13 protein-coding genes are annotated in these 14,941 nt (G+C 42.0%); all 13 read right to left on the bottom strand.

Translation table 11 applies throughout. The annotated features are described in order from the left end of the window. Positions 1-17: 17 nt before the first annotated feature. The gene (locus ODU55_RS08045; RefSeq protein ID WP_398582508.1) at positions 18-1,199 is read right to left on the bottom strand and encodes a competence/damage-inducible protein A; all 1,182 of its coding nucleotides are present in this window, start codon (positions 1,197-1,199) and stop codon (positions 18-20) included. 36 nt (positions 1,200-1,235) lie between these two features. Continuing rightward, entirely contained in the window at positions 1,236-1,805 is a 570-nt protein-coding gene (locus ODU55_RS08040; RefSeq protein WP_398582507.1) for a DNA-3-methyladenine glycosylase I, read from the bottom strand. 486 nt (positions 1,806-2,291) lie between these two features. After that, positions 2,292-2,882, bottom strand: a complete 591-nt coding sequence (gene ruvA / locus ODU55_RS08035) for a Holliday junction branch migration protein RuvA (protein ID WP_398582506.1) — start codon at positions 2,880-2,882, stop codon at positions 2,292-2,294. A 74-nt stretch (positions 2,883-2,956) separates the two neighbouring features. Then, positions 2,957-3,604 carry a lysostaphin resistance A-like protein gene (locus ODU55_RS08030; protein ID WP_398582505.1) on the bottom strand — a complete coding sequence of 216 codons (648 nt, stop codon included), beginning with the start codon at positions 3,602-3,604 and terminating at the stop codon, positions 2,957-2,959. Between the two features lie 14 nt (positions 3,605-3,618). Beyond that, positions 3,619-3,984, bottom strand: a complete 366-nt coding sequence (locus ODU55_RS08025) for a helix-turn-helix domain-containing protein (protein WP_398582504.1) — start codon at positions 3,982-3,984, stop codon at positions 3,619-3,621. A 73-nt stretch (positions 3,985-4,057) separates the two neighbouring features. Further along, entirely contained in the window at positions 4,058-5,995 is a 1,938-nt protein-coding gene (gene mutL / locus ODU55_RS08020; RefSeq protein ID WP_398582503.1) for a DNA mismatch repair endonuclease MutL, read from the bottom strand. Between the two features lie 117 nt (positions 5,996-6,112). After that, positions 6,113-7,636 (bottom strand): quinol oxidase, encoded by a 1,524-nt coding sequence (locus ODU55_RS08015; RefSeq protein ID WP_398582502.1) that lies wholly within the window; start codon positions 7,634-7,636, stop codon positions 6,113-6,115. A 190-nt stretch (positions 7,637-7,826) separates the two neighbouring features. Beyond that, positions 7,827-9,047, bottom strand: coding sequence for a bifunctional folylpolyglutamate synthase/dihydrofolate synthase (locus tag ODU55_RS08010; RefSeq protein WP_398582501.1), 1,221 nt, complete (start codon positions 9,045-9,047; stop codon positions 7,827-7,829). 234 nt (positions 9,048-9,281) lie between these two features. Further along, the gene (locus ODU55_RS08005; protein ID WP_398582500.1) at positions 9,282-10,190 is read right to left on the bottom strand and encodes a helix-turn-helix domain-containing protein; all 909 of its coding nucleotides are present in this window, start codon (positions 10,188-10,190) and stop codon (positions 9,282-9,284) included. Between the two features lie 84 nt (positions 10,191-10,274). After that, positions 10,275-11,198 (bottom strand): helix-turn-helix domain-containing protein, encoded by a 924-nt coding sequence (locus tag ODU55_RS08000; RefSeq protein WP_398582499.1) that lies wholly within the window; start codon positions 11,196-11,198, stop codon positions 10,275-10,277. A gap of 249 nt (positions 11,199-11,447) precedes the next feature. Then, positions 11,448-12,062, bottom strand: a complete 615-nt coding sequence (locus ODU55_RS07995) for an HAD-IA family hydrolase (RefSeq protein ID WP_398582498.1) — start codon at positions 12,060-12,062, stop codon at positions 11,448-11,450. A 66-nt stretch (positions 12,063-12,128) separates the two neighbouring features. Then, complete coding sequence (ruvB, locus tag ODU55_RS07990; protein ID WP_398582497.1) at positions 12,129-13,127, bottom strand: Holliday junction branch migration DNA helicase RuvB; 999 nt, start codon at positions 13,125-13,127, stop codon at positions 12,129-12,131. Positions 13,128-13,356: 229 nt separating this feature from the next. Beyond that, positions 13,357-14,625, bottom strand: a complete 1,269-nt coding sequence (locus ODU55_RS07985) for a MerR family transcriptional regulator (protein WP_398582496.1) — start codon at positions 14,623-14,625, stop codon at positions 13,357-13,359. Positions 14,626-14,941 lie beyond the last annotated feature (316 nt).

Here is a 14,941-nt window from a genome sequence, read left to right as displayed (position 1 = left end):
AGCAAATATCTGCTATTTCACAAAGTGTTTCGTACAAAATCCCAGGCCTGCAGGCAAGCAAGCTGGCGAAGGTATTGCCACGAATAACCACCTAAATCTATCTCTTTTTGGGAAATACCCGAGGTCGTAGCCAAAGTGAGATATACTTTTGCAAGTACGTTGTCCTTTGTTGATTCAGGCTTGATAAATACCGACACAGCCAGCCCTAAATCAGCTTGCAGCTCCTGTCGAATGCGACCTGCATCTTCTGATAGCCAGCCCGATTCTATTCCCTTCTGACCGATGACTTTCCCTCCGCTAAAATACGGCTGATCAGCCAAAGCCAGGCTCAATTCAGCTTGCAAGAGACCACCTGTCCCCTGTTCGACGATAGCAATGGTTTGTTTTTTCTCCACCAAACGAGTCGCTACCGTTTGAGCCAAACTATTGTCCTCTCCGTAGGCATAGAAATAGTCTGCCAATTTGTCATGTTGTAAGATTTCTTCTTCCAACTGATTCAAACGTAGATTTGCTTCTTCTTGGTTGGTCGCCTTGGTGGACAAACGTAAAGTCACCTCTCCAACCTTAGCATAGGGTGCCAGAGTTGGGTCTGTCTGCTTGTCAATCAAGTCCGCCAAAACAGTCACCAACTGGCTTTCACCAATGCCAAAAAAGCGTAGGACACGAGAGTAGAGTTGTTGACTTGACTGAATAAGCAAGGGCTGTAAACTTCTTGTAAACATAGCCTTAAGTTCGCTTGGTGGGCCAGGCAAAACAATATAGGTTACACCCTCTTGCTCAATCATACCACCAACAGCTAAACCAGCTGGGTTCTGCAAGGCAAGGCTACCTTCAACAATCTGTGCCTGACGTTCATTATTTGGTGTACGGACACGACCTGGACGACTAGCAAAGAAACGGTCTAATTTTGCCATGGCTCCATCATCAAAGACCAATTTTCTACCTAAGAAGGTCGCCAGGGTCTGCTTGGTCAAGTCATCCTCAGTTGGACCAAGTCCTCCACAGAGAATGACCAAGTCGCTCCGCTGACTGGCTACTTCCAGTACAGATAGAAGCCGTTGTTCATTGTCACCAACAGCTGTGTGGAAATAAACATCAATTCCCAGCTCTGCACATTTCTCCGAAAGGAACTGGGCGTTGGTATTGACGATTTGACCTGTCAGGATTTCCGTTCCAACCGCGATTAGTTCTGCTTTCATATTCCTCCTCTATCTAGGGTGCGATTGCTCGCTCATCTAATTAGTTCGTAATGGTTTTCGAAAATCACAAGATTCTTCGTGTTCATTTAAAAGACCCGCCGCCTGTAAATAAGAATAAACACATACAGGACCGACGAATTTGAAACCTCGTTTTTTCAGATCTTTGGACAACCGTTCGGATAGGTCGTTCTTGGTCGGCAATTCTCGGAAGGACTTGACAGGGTTGTCGATAGATGTAAAGTTAACCCATTCCCAGAGATACGTATCAAACGTACCGAATTCCTCCTGTACTCGAAGAAAGGCCTGAGCATTGGCGCGGGTAGCGTACAGCTTTGCCTTATGACGAATGATGTTAGGATTGGCAAGAAGACCGTCTAACTCGCTATCTGTCATGGCCGCAACCTTTTGAATATCATAGTTGAAAAAAGCAGAGCGAAAAGCCTGGCGTTTATTGAGAACAATTTCCCAGGAAAGTCCAGCTTGGTAAGACTCCAAGCAGAGCAACTCAAACAGGGCCTGCTCATCATGTAGCGGCTTGCCCCATTCTTCATCATGGTAAGCAATATAGAGTGGATTGTTGGGATTGACCCAAGCACAACGGGACATAGAAACTCCTTCTCACATACGGTTTAATCAACACTTTTGACAGGTTCGTTCGCGACAGCTAGATACTTTGCAAAACGAAACCCTAAGTCCTAAATAGCAACGAATAACGCAGTTGACATCTGGTAAAAGGCGTCGTCAAAACTCGCCTTTTACCTAGTTGTCATTGTGGAGGTCTCACAACGAAATTTCTAGCAAAATTTCTGTTCGGCCGTCTATTTTGCTTTGTATCGCTTAACGCCTTTGTAGCTGGACACGACATGAGCTACAAAAATCGACATTATTTTTGTGGCGAGTTAGTAAGGTACCTAGGCAAGTCGCAAATAGCGATTGCCGTAAGTATGATGAGTTGCTTCAGCAACCATCATATTGGTACGGTAATTTAACACGGACTAAGGACTGTGAGAAAAAGATAAACCTGCTTAGAGCCTAAAGGCTCTGCGTTAGGTTTCCTATTTTCTCTTTGTCCTTTAAGTCCTTTGTATCTTATTACTTCATCAACATTTTAAGGGCTGACTTGATGTAGTTTTCTGCGGTGTCGTTGGTACCGTCGAAGAATTTCTTGATTTTCTTGAGTTCGGCTGGTCGGTAACCAAGGGCCTCCATGGCCTCCATAGCTTCATCAAGAGCGATATTTTCACTGGATGGTGCTACTTGTTGAACAGGCCCCGCTTCTTCGCTGATAACAAACTTGCCTTCCAAGTCCAAAATCATCTGCTGGGCTGTTTTCTTGCCTATTTTTGGAAACTTGGTCAGGTAGGTAATGTTTTTCTGCTCAATAGCCCGCACCAGACCGTCATTATCATCAACAGCGATAATTGCCAAAGCCGTTGTTGGTCCAATGCCTGAAACAGAAATCAGGCTGAGAAAAACAGATTTTTCAGCTTCTGTCATAAATCCGTAGAGCAAATGGGCATCTTCACGAATCACTTGATGGGTATAGACAGTCACTTCTTGTTGGACCTTCCCAGAATAAGCGTAGGGATTGGCCACCTGTAAAAGATAACCAACTCCATGCGTTTCTACTACAATATACTTTGCAGTGATTTTCGTTAAAATTCCTTTGATATAGTCGTACATATTTTCCTCTATCTATCAATTAATTCTCTTTATTGTACCATAAAAAGCCTCGCTATTGATAGCGAAGCTGAGTCTCAATATCCTATGGAGAGGTTGCCTGCACAATGAACGAGCATCGGATAACAAAGATTGCCTGTTCTGTGATAGAGATAACCCAGGTAAATACCCGAACAAATCTGGGGAATCGTGTTGATAATTTCTGAACTATCTAGGGATCTAGCATGTCCTAATCCAAAAATGAGACCTTGCAAGACAATAGCCAACCATGGATTCAAAATATTTTTCAGACTATCCTGTAAAAATTTCCGATAAAAAAGTTCTTCAACAATCGGACCAATGATGCCCACTATTAGCAAAAAGATTGGAAGTGGGAAGATTTGGTTTATCTTATCAACTGCTGTAACATTGCCTATACCTTCTGAGATATGAAGTGATTTCATGAGTATGTATTGGAAAAAACTTCCGCCATACATGACCAAAAAGTCTGCGAGATAAAACAAGGGGAATTGATAAAGCAGTTTCCAGCTCCGCAATTTTCTAAAGTCAGTCCAAAGAAGCTCTTTATAGTAGTATATGCCAAGTGCAAATAGCAAGACATAACTAGCAAGCTGGTAGTAAAGACTATAAGTCGGACTAAATCCTAAATAACGGTGAAGCTTGACCAGCAGATTGAGTACGCCAAGAACAATAAATACAATAAACAGTCTATCCTTTCGGACCATACAATGACCTCGCTTTATAAAGATTTGGTCAACATGAATTCTTGGATAAGGAAACCGACAAGGAGAAAAACAATAAGGAAAGGAAGCAAGAGAGTGGCATTACCACCGACAAATATACCTAGACTGAATAGGATTAGGAGAATCAAGTAATTTATCCAGACCCGCCTTTTCTTAGCCTTGACTTGTAAGCCAATTAACTGGTCAAAAGATAGGTGATAACGTTGGGCAATGCTGACTAGACTGGCACTATCAGGTAAGGTGCGACCTTTTTCCCAGTTTAAGACTGTTTGCCGTGACACTCCGATTGCTTTCGCCAAAGTTTCTTGAGATTCCTGTCGTTTTGTTCGCTCCATGTGAATAAGCTGTCCAAGATGAGTCATGTTTCCTCCTTTACTTTACAAGTTGGCGGTAAAAATAGCTAGTCCAAATGCTTTTACACGGGTGTTAAATTCCTTAATACTTGCCCAATTCACGCAAACTCGTATGATTTTCCTGAATGCGACGGAACATTTTTTCCATATCCGATTTGCTAAAGTGTACCAAAACTGGACGACCGTGTGGGCAGTTATAGGGATTTTGGCAGTAAGACAATTGTCTCAATAAATCACGCGCCGAATAATCATCCAAAGCATGGTTGGCCTTGATTGACCGTTTACAAGACATCATGATAGCCAGTTCTGCCCGATACTGCTTGATTGACACCTGATCGGTCAAGAGCAACATGTCACACATCTCATAGATGCCAGACTCAATCTCTTCTTCCTTCATCCAAATAGGATGTTCACGCAGAATAAATTGATTAGCTCCATATTCTTCTAAGTTGACACCAACTTGACGAAGAGCATCCATTTTGTGGACGAGGTTAAGGGCATCATTCTGCGGAAATTCAAAAATATACGGCACCAATAACTGTTGAGCTGAATTGTCAACCTGTCCAATTTTCTCACGATAGTATTCGTATTTGACCCTCTCTTGTGCGGCATGCTGGTCAATGATATAAAGTCCTGTCTTACCTTGCGCAAATAAATACGTCCCATGCATTTGACCAAAATATTCTAACTCTGGAAATGTCGATGTTTCCTCTCGGTCTAATTTATCTGCCAGTTTTGCCAATTCTTTTGCGCTTAGATTAGGATGCTCCTGATCTTCTGATTCCACCGACTGACGTTCTGCAAATTGAACAGATGTAGGTTTATTTTCGACAGGCGACTCAACAATCTCTTGCCTATCCTCTTCGAGAGGTTTGACATCCTCAGCGACAACATCTGGTTTTAAAAAGAAGTCTTGCCTAATCGTATCATAATAGATTTTTGGCTCTCTGAGTGGTAAGGTGCCTTGCTCTGCTTTTACTTTTGGTCGAGTACTTGACTGAGCTAAATTCTCAAGAGCATCTGGTATCAAGTCCTGCTCTTTAAGCGCTTGACTAATCGCCTCTCGAATCAAGGTCATGAGTTCTTTTTCCTTGGAGATGCGAACTTCCTGCTTGGTCGGATGCACATTGACATCAGCCAAATAAGGATCAATCTCAATAGAAATCACCGCCAGCGGAAAGCGTCCAACCATCAACTTACTACCATAACCTTCCAAAATCGCTCGATTAAGCAAAAAATTCTTGATATAGCGACCATTGATGAAAATGGAAATGTAGTTGCGGTTGGCACGGGTCAATTCTGGCAAGGAAACGTAACCCGAAACATGAAAATCCAAGTCTTCCGCCTCAATCTCCACCATTTTTTTGGCAGAAGCAATCCCATAAATACCTGAAATTGCCTGACGAAGTTTTCCTGTCCCTGCAGTTCTAATTAATTCTCGTCCTTCGTTTACTAAGGCAAAAGCTATTTCCGGATGAGCTAGACTCAATCGATTTACAACATCAACAATATGTGATAATTCAGCCTGTTGACTGCGAACGTATTTGAGACGAGCAGGGGTATTGTAAAATAAATCCGAAACAGTAATCTGCGTACCTACTGGACGACTAACTGGCTCCTCTTTCTCGATGACACCACCTTTGGCCTCCAAATGAAGTCCGTGTGTAGAGTCTGCTGTAGCTGTCTCAATGACCATATGACTGACAGAAGCAATGGAAGGCAGAGCTTCTCCACGAAAACCGAGGGTGCGAATACGAAACAAATCCGATTGACTTTTTATCTTACTGGTGGCGTGACGGCGGAGGGCAAGCGCTACTTCATCAGGGGCAATCCCCTCACCGTTATCCGTGATTTGAATCATTTTAAGGCCAGCCTCTTCAACACTAATTTCAATCTGACTAGCCCCTGCGTCAATGGAATTTTCCACCAACTCCTTAACCACACTGGCTGGTCGCTCAATGACCTCACCAGCCGCAATCTGGTTGGCTAGTATTTCTGGTAGTTCAATAATATGTGACATCATTTCTCCTACATTTCTTTAATAATTTTTCCCGAATGCTTATTTTTCCATTATACCACATATCCACTTTCCCTCCTTTTCCCAGATAGGCTAAAGAAAAAATGACTGCCTGAGCAATCATTCATTCTTTTGATAAATCGTAAAGTAATCCGTTGTCTGAACAGACTGGTACTGTGATTCTAAATTTGTCTTGATTTCATCTAGAATTGGCAAAGTCTTATTGACGACTACAAATTTTGCCTCATTTTTATTGATGTCATACATCAAGCTATTTTTATTGTCGTCAGTATTCAGATAGGGTTCTGCTGTAGTAATCGTTGCGGCAGATAAACGTTGACTTGAAAGATAGATGCTTGCGCTATTATCCCAAACATAAATCTTATCCGAATCTTTTGTTTGTTCACCAATGTAATTGGCAACTTGTTCACGGTCAGTTCTCAAATCTCCCTGTACCAAATAAAGATAAGCAGGTTGAGCGATAATACCCAAGCAAATAGCTAATGGAAGAAAGAATTGACGACGTAAATATCCACGATGATCTTCTATATCTTCATCACGCAGGTAAACGACTGACATCGCAAAACCATACGGTAAAAGAAGAATGAGTTGGCTCCATTGAAAATTAGCATTCCCAATAATAAAGACACATTGAACTAAGAAAGTCAATAATAGGAGAACTTTGATATAGGTATGTCTTCCTTGTTTGAAAGAAAACACCATTTGGATGAAACTTTTAAAGAATCCAGATAAGAGTAAAAATACAGACACAATCACCAAGTCTAAATATAGATAGAAATGGTGAAAGTCTAACTGCAAGTTATAAAGGAAAGTTTGTTGAATAGCTGTCCCCAGAATCTGCGCCTCAAAAGCATAATAACCTACCGCATATAGAATCAGAAGAAAACCAAAAATGGTCGCTAATAATTGATAGATTGCTCGAGTAACTTGGCGGTGTTGGATATTAAAAATAAATAAAACTAGACCCGCAACTAACCAAAGGATCAGACTTTTTGGGTAAATTAAAAATACCAATGCCGCATCGATTCCGTAGAGGATAAATGCCTCATCACGCACTGCATTTTCAAAATAGCGGACCAGAAACCACACACTAGTCAAAAGAAACGGAAGAGCAAACATTTCTGCATACATCCCTCCAAAACCAAGTGCAAAAACAAATACATAGAACCAATGACTAGAACTTGTCGCTAGGTGTTCTGACTGACTAAAATAAGCTACAATCTTATAGAAATAGACTCCCGCTATCAGTAACGCTATAAACTGGAGGATTCCAAAGATAATGAAAGTCCCTCCCAGATGACCTAAGAAAGCAAGTAAGTAGAATAATAACCCGCTTGTACCAAAGAAATCACCATAAGGGATTTGTCCATTTGCCATTGCCAGCCCTGCATATAAATTTTGAGTTTGTATATTGGTTGCAAATGGCATTAGCAGTGGATTGGCTACGCTAAAAATACTTAAAACTAAGCTCCAAACAAGAGCTGGCCAATACTTTGTCTTTAATACTCTTTCATGAAATTCACCATTCAGTTGCACTTGCTGTCTGCGTGATGCTCTACGACTACGCCGATAAGTTTCCTCAGGATGAGTAACTACGTCCGAAACTACATCTAATTCTGTCATTTTCTTCTCCTTGGATTTGCTTTCCTTATTATATCAAAAAGCACTCCCGATGTCATTTCCTATCGGGAGTTCTAGAAATTTTTGCAAACTGCTCTAATTGGCGGAAGGTATGGCGTTTGGTTTTTTCAAATTCCTTTAAAAAGGCTACTGTTTCTGCATGTGTCATACCTATTTATTCGCAAAATGTTACTTATTTTTTAAAAATCCGACGAACTTCAGAGATAAAGTAAAGAGAGCCTGTGACAATCAACGTCCCTTGCTTGCTAGACTGCCAGTCTTCTATAAATGCTCGGTAGTCCTCAACATAGTCTCGTCCTTGTCGGTTTTCCTCAGATAAGGCACCGTCATAAGCAAAGCTGGTTAGTACAAGAGGAGTATGCGGTAACTTTTCTTCCAATAATTCCAGCATTTCTTGAAAATCCTTGCGTCGAAGGGCAGAAAAAAGAATGGTGACCGGCTCTTCTTGTTCCTGAATAAATTCAACCAAACGTTCGATCGCTGGGACATTGTGGGCTCCATCCAAATAGATTGTTGGCTCTTGAGCAACCAATTCCAAACGACCCGGCCAGCTGGTTTGGGCAAGGGCTTGTTGAATCAACTGAGGTTGAATGTCTTTTTGGATATTGGTCATATAGAGTATAAAAGTTTGTAGGGCTACGGCCGCATTCTCTTCTTGGTGATGGCCAGCCAGACCCAGAACTAATTCCGACAGGTCGATGTCCGTATTGCTGAACTGTCCTGCTTTATAGGTGAATTCCTGACCAAATTGGTAGACAGGTGCTTGTTTATCAAGGGCAATTTGGCGACAGATGGCTGTGGTTTCTGGACAAAGTGGTCCAAGGACGACAGGCACGTTTTCCTTGATAATCCCTGCTTTCTGCTCTGCTATTTCCCCTAAAATCGAGCCTAATAAATCCTGATGGTCCATACCGATGGAGGTGATCACGCTTAGGGCTGGTGCCACGACATTGGTCGTATCCAAAAGCCCTCCGATGCCCACCTCTACTAGTGCCACATCGGGCTGCTGGTCCTGGAAATAGAGGAACATAATGAGCACCATAACCTCAAAATAGCGGAAGGGCTCATAGCGGGCGGCGACTTCCTGCTCCAAGTCGTAGACTTTCTGTAAATAATGCTGAAAATCATGATCTGAAATGGGCTGGCTGTCGATACAAATCCTGTCGTGTACGCTCACCATGTGGGGTGACACGAAGCTACCGACACACATGCCATGGGCCTGAAATAGCTGGCGCATAAAGGCAATGGTCGATCCCTTGCCATTGGTTCCAGCGACATGAATGACCGGCACTGCAAACTGGGGATTTCCTAGCAGTTCTAGGGCATACTCAATCTTTTCCATCTTGTAACGAAACACCTGACCTTGTTTGGTGTTTAACCAATTTTCTAACATAGCCACCTCCTACATACTGTCTAGTATAACAAAAAAGCCTAACGGATGTTGGCTTTTTACTATATTGTTTGAAAGAACATAAACGTTATTACTTCACCCACCAATTATCTTCACCAAATTGACCAAAACCACCGAAAAATTTTAAAAATTGAAACATAACATAATCTCCTTTTGTTTTATGAACCTAGTATAAAATAAACTATAAGTTCTCAACAGGACAAAAATGTCACATTTTTAGCTCTGCGTATCTTGTTCCCATTCCGTTTGGAGCTTTTCTTTTAAGTGCGTTTGATTAAGCAAGCTAGCCAACGTAATCGCTTCATTATAGTATCTCTCAGCACCTTCGCGATCATGTTTCTCCTTTAATTCATATTTCCATTTTACCAGATTTAAAATTGGTTTTTTCTGAAAATCTTGCGATAATTCCATAATATTCTCAATTTTTTCTATATAAACTGGAACATACCCATACAGCTCCTTCGAAAACAAAATACGAACAATAGCTAGCAATAAATCCCTAACAATAAATAAGGATTCCGAATGCACATCGTAAGTCGCTTGAGGTAATTTCTCTACCAAATCTATAAATAGTGTATAATTTGCGGTTCCAGAGGCTAAAGTTTCTAACTCACAGTGTTCGACAAATAACCGTAAAATCATTAAATCATTTATAGACAGTTTGGCACGGTGGTAACTTTGATGTAGATAATCATCAAGAATTTCTTTGCCGTATTCCTGACTATCTGTATCCAATACATCAAATAGAGAGCATAGGGTATCTACAACGATTTTCTCCTCCTCAGGCAAGTCATCATAATAATCATCATAAATTTCCGTCATGATAGCATCGCGTTTTTCAATTAGTTCCTCATTGCCATAAGTCGGTGTACGAAGTACATCAAACTTCAGTTTGGAGTATCTTTCTGGCAGGGATACATAGTCAGGCATAAGCTCGTAGAGCCCCATGCCTAAGCGGGTTGCGATATATTGGATTTTTGAAAAAGTCGGCTTGGAAGTACCTGCTTCGATACGGGTTAGTTGGCGGACGGAGAGCTCCAGTTCATCGTCACAAAACTGTTCACGTGTCAGATTAGCAGTTTCTCGCAGTTGACGTACACGTTGTCCAAATTCCTTATCGTTCATAAAATACCTCCGAATATACTTTTTTAAAATATTATAAAAAACAAAGTTTTTCAACGCTGTTAATCGTGGATGAGTACCTAGACCTTACACACCACCTGAATATTCTGCTGTTTTCATATCTATTTGCCAATCCTCTTCTAATTTATCAATTAGGTACGCATTGCCAATTAGTCTTGCAAAAAGAAGCGCTTCTTCATACAAGGCAGTAGCTGCAACCTTATCTTTATTTATTAACAACTCATATTTCCACTTAAGCAGATTGAGAATGGGTTTCTTTTGAAAATCTTGTGTCTTCTGCATTATCCTATCAAGGGCCTCAAAGAGAGATGGAATATAACTATATTCTTCATTTTGTCCTAAAAGTCCAACAGAAGTTATCATCACATCCCTTAAAATAAATAAATCCCCAGATGCAATCAATTCTACTTGGCTTGGAAACTTGTCCACCAACTCTAAAAAATACTGGAAATCACTACTCTGTTTAACTTCCATTCTCAAATTGATTAAAAATAGTCGAATGATTAATAAATCATTGGCTGAAAATTGTTTTTTTCTATGTATCTGTTCAAAATAGTCATCTAGAATATCTTGACCAAATTCTGCTGTCTTCGTTTCAAATACGTCAATAGTTGATTGAATGGCATCAATCGCTATTTTCTCCTCTTCAGGCAAGTCATCATAATAATCATCATAGATTTCTGTCATGATAGCATCACGTTTTTCAACTAATTCCTCATTACCATAAGTCGGCGTTCGGAGTACATCGAATTTCAGCTTGGAGTATCTTTCTGGCAAGGATACATAGTCAGGCATAAGCTCGTAGAGCCCCATGCCTAAGCGGGTTGCGATATATTGGATTTTTGAAAAAGTCGGCTTAGAGGTACCAGCTTCGATACGGGTTAGTTGGCGGACAGAGAGCTCCAGTTCGTCATCGCAAAACTGTTCACGTGTCAGACTAGCAGTTTCTCGCAGTTGACGCACACGTTGTCCAAATTCCTTATCGTTCATAAAATACCTCCGAATATACTTTTGTTCATTGTAGCAAAAAAGTCAGGTGTTGTAGACGGTTTCATCTTGCAATGAAAATAATTGTATACTTACATACTAATTGGTATTTGATCCCATCCAAAGATTACTAAAATTTCTTATCTTTCACCGATAACCTCAGTTTTTTCGCTTTACCTATCTAGTGTATCAAAACTCGCTATAGATGACTAATTGAATATTTCCATGACTTGTCATAGTTATTAACTATATCTACACTTCAAACTTTTCCTTAATATCCACCAACTTCTCAATCTTCCAATTCTGCTCCACACCATCAATTTGCAGGTTGATACTATGAATACCTGCACTGATAGCTGTCTCCACATCTAGTAAACGATCGCCGATATAATAGGTATTTTCCTTGTCCAGTCCGTATTTTTCGATAAGAAATAGCAGAGCTTCTGGACTTGGTTTGCGGGCAAAACCAGAATCGCTGGTCAAGATTTCTGTGAAATGGTGACGAACACCCAAATCCTCCAAAACCCGAAAAGCATTGTCACTCTTATGTGTATAAACGAAATTTTGAATTCCTTTCTCTGCTGTCCAATCCAGAATTTCACGCGCACCAGCCATCAAGGGAATCTGCGTATTTTTCTCCTTCAAGGAAGTCGCACGCACACGATTGAGTTCATCACTATCCAGACCGTACTTGTTCGCATCACGCACCAGCAAATCTTTGACAGAATAACGAAGAATAAAATTTCTTACTTCCTCACGGTCAAAAGGAAGGTCATATTGTTCATAAGTTTCCTGAATTCCAGCCAAAATCGCTTCATAGGAATCCAAAAGGGTTCCATCCAAATCCCAAATAAATGTCGGTGTCATCTTATCTCCATTTCTAGTTTAGTCCGAACGTGAAACAAGATCATTACTTGCTCATCTGCTCTGCCATTATTTTTCCGTATAGGGATAACCCAAGTGCTCGTAAGCCTTGGCTGTCGCGACCCGCCCCGTCCGTGTCCGCATGAGGAAGCCCTGCTGAATCAGGTAGGGCTCGTACATGTCCTCCACCGTTTCACGCTCCTCGGCGATATTGACCGACAGGGTGTTGAGGCCGACAGGACCGCCGCCGTACATCTCAATCATGGTCCGGAGAATCTTCTGGTCCACATAGTCCAGCCCCTCACGGTCCACGTCCAGCATGGTCAAAGCCTTGTCCGTAATGCTATCGTCAATCAGGCCGTCGCCCATAATCTGGGCAAAATCCCGCACCCGCTTGAGCAGGCGGTTGGCGATACGTGGAGTTCCGCGGGAACGACGAGCCAGCTCGATCGCTGCTTCATGGGTAATCTCCATCTCAAAGATGTCCGCTGTCCGCTCGACAATCTCGGTCAAATCAGCCAGTTCGTAATACTCCATGTGACCAGTGATACCAAAACGAGCCCGCAAGGGATTGGACAACATACCCGCACGAGTGGTTGCTCCAATCAGGGTAAAGGGCGGCAACTCCAAATGTACGGAACGGCTAGCCTCTCCTGCTCCAATCATGATGTCGATGTAGAAATCTTCCATAGCAGAGTAGAGAATTTCTTCGACCGCCATGGGCATACGGTGGATTTCATCGATAAAGAGGACATCGCCTGGCTCCAAGTCATTGAGAAGGGCCACCAAATCGCCTGCCTTTTCAATGACAGGCCCACTGGTCTGCTTGATATTGACGCCTAGTTCGTTGGCAATGACAAAGGCCATAGTGGTCTTCCCCAGACCCGGAGGGCCAAAAAGAAGAGTATGGTCCAAGGCTTCATCACGGAGTTTTGCCGCTTCGATAAAGATTTTCAACTGGTCCTTGACCTTGTCCTGACCGATGTATTCATTTAATTTCTGCGGACGCAGGGTACGCTCAACGTATTCCTCATCCTGCATCTGTTCCATATCTAAAATTCTAGTCATGGGACTATTATAGCACAAAATGAAAATACCAGACTCAGTGAGTCAAGTATTTCCAGGAGATTATATGATACCTAGCTCTTGTCGCTTGCGACTTAGAGCTAGGGACACCTTTAGGTGAAAAGATATGCCAGCCGTTTGAGCTTTAGCTCTTACGGATGACGATGGGCTATTTCTAGCTTGGATATAGTATAGCACGCCAAACTTAAGGGAAACTAAAACAGAATTCATTTTATTTATTTTCCACTATTCGCAAAAATCGCTCTATAAAATGCGCATCTAAATCGTTGTACTGACTGCCTTCTGCTGAACTTTCTTTGGGAATGTCCAGATTCATCAGTCGCTGATCAAGTTCCTCTAGTTCAATGTAGGTGTCATCTGTCACTAAGTCCTGATTGGAAGTCGGCTGCATAAACACAATTTCCTTTCCGTCAAGCTGAATACGGTAGCTAAATTGTCCCTGCTTTTTAGTTTCATCTAGGGTAAACACCTTGGTCCCAAATCCTGCCCAGACAGACTTGACATCACTGTAAAGATATTCCTTGGACGGTGCCAACAGATTGATGTCAATAATCTGGTCTTTGGTCACAGCTGTTGTTGTAGAAATCAGCAGAGCGGTCAACAAGATACAGCCACCTGCCAGACCCAAGCCATATTTCCAAGGAAGTTTCACCAGCCTCGCCAGTTTTCCCAAAAGAAAAACGAGAAAAGCCATAATAAATGCCATGGAAATCTTGCCCAGACCAATCGAATACTCATAGAAGAGCCAGTCGCTTGGCAGGAAGAAGGTTTCTGTCAGCCAGCCGACGAAGATAAAGTAGCTAATTCCACCCACAAGGGTGATTAGACCGATTGGAATCCACCAGGCTTGGCTACGATTCTTCTGGCGGACCTTGTCCCGATGTTTCCACCAGGTTACGAGGTAGTCTCGCCAGAGAAGCGTGATCCAAGCAGTTGCTAGTAGGGAAACCACGGCTAGTAGGAAAAGATTTTCCTGACGGCCTTGTTGTATTCGAGTAAACAACCAGAGAATTGGACCTGATAGCATCATGGTCTGCAAGAGGGTCAGCCATAGGCTTGGTAATAAGGCATTTTCTAGGTCTTGTTTTAAGTCTTGGAACTCACCGCTTTCCACAAAAGCAATGGAGTCCTGAGCTTCTTCTAGCCAGTCATCTTTCTTGCCTATGTCCTTGACAACCTGATCCAGCAAGTCAACCTTATCTGCCAATTCTTCTGCTTGCTGGTTGATTCCCTGCTTTTTCTCACGCAAGGCTGACTGCAAATCCTCCTCTGGCAAGGCTAGGAAGGCCATAATCTCTGCTAGGGAAAACTCAAAATAGCGGAGCAACTTAATCAAGCGGAGTTGCTGCACATTTTCCTCTGAATAATCACGGTAGTCGTTGAGTGGATTTCTCGCCACCTCAATCAAACCCTTTTCTTCATACAGGCGTATCGCCTTGGTTGACAAGCCTGTCAACTTCTCCACATCCTTGACCTGCATAAGCAACCTCCATCTGCTTTGATAGTCCTAGCATACACCATTCCCCTAGGGGTGAGTCAAGACTTTTTTGATTTTTTATACAAAAACAGCCGACGTCACTTGAGCCCACTGAAAAAGTCTCCAGTTACTCCGACTCTTATAAAAAATAGGAATTCTCCTAAATGATTGGGAGAATTCCTATTTTTCTATTCTTCCTTTTGGTCTATTAAGGTCATAATTCGCTTCATATTGACTACAAATATGGTGGTGGCTGCTTGTAATTCCATGTTGAAAAGACCTGATGCTCTGGCGACATCAAGACCATGTCTTTGTTTCA

Origin of the sequence: Streptococcus sp. 2022WUSS037, assembly GCF_044427225.1 — a bacterium.
Lineage (GTDB): Bacteria > Bacillota > Bacilli > Lactobacillales > Streptococcaceae > Streptococcus.
This window is presented reverse-complemented; position numbering and strand designations above follow the sequence as displayed.

What these genes read in the sequence shown, in the direction of transcription:
- ODU55_RS07995 (WP_398582498.1), bottom strand. Translation starts at nt 12,062, where the DNA reads ATGACACCGACATTTATTTGGGATTTGGATGGAACCCTTTTGGATTCC.
- mutL (WP_398582503.1), bottom strand. Translation starts at nt 5,995, where the DNA reads ATGTCACATATTATTGAACTACCAGAAATACTAGCCAACCAGATTGCG.
- ODU55_RS08000 (WP_398582499.1), bottom strand. Translation starts at nt 11,198, where the DNA reads ATGAACGATAAGGAATTTGGACAACGTGTGCGTCAACTGCGAGAAACT.
- ODU55_RS08005 (WP_398582500.1), bottom strand. Translation starts at nt 10,190, where the DNA reads ATGAACGATAAGGAATTTGGACAACGTGTACGTCAACTGCGAGAAACT.
- ODU55_RS07985 (WP_398582496.1), bottom strand. Translation starts at nt 14,625, where the DNA reads ATGCAGGTCAAGGATGTGGAGAAGTTGACAGGCTTGTCAACCAAGGCG.
- ODU55_RS08045 (WP_398582508.1), bottom strand. Translation starts at nt 1,199, where the DNA reads ATGAAAGCAGAACTAATCGCGGTTGGAACGGAAATCCTGACAGGTCAA.
- ODU55_RS08015 (WP_398582502.1), bottom strand. Translation starts at nt 7,636, where the DNA reads ATGACAGAATTAGATGTAGTTTCGGACGTAGTTACTCATCCTGAGGAA.
- ODU55_RS08025 (WP_398582504.1), bottom strand. Translation starts at nt 3,984, where the DNA reads ATGACTCATCTTGGACAGCTTATTCACATGGAGCGAACAAAACGACAG.
- ODU55_RS08030 (WP_398582505.1), bottom strand. Translation starts at nt 3,604, where the DNA reads ATGGTCCGAAAGGATAGACTGTTTATTGTATTTATTGTTCTTGGCGTA.
- ruvA (WP_398582506.1), bottom strand. Translation starts at nt 2,882, where the DNA reads ATGTACGACTATATCAAAGGAATTTTAACGAAAATCACTGCAAAGTAT.
- ODU55_RS08040 (WP_398582507.1), bottom strand. Translation starts at nt 1,805, where the DNA reads ATGTCCCGTTGTGCTTGGGTCAATCCCAACAATCCACTCTATATTGCT.
- ruvB (WP_398582497.1), bottom strand. Translation starts at nt 13,127, where the DNA reads ATGACTAGAATTTTAGATATGGAACAGATGCAGGATGAGGAATACGTT.
- ODU55_RS08010 (WP_398582501.1), bottom strand. Translation starts at nt 9,047, where the DNA reads ATGTTAGAAAATTGGTTAAACACCAAACAAGGTCAGGTGTTTCGTTAC.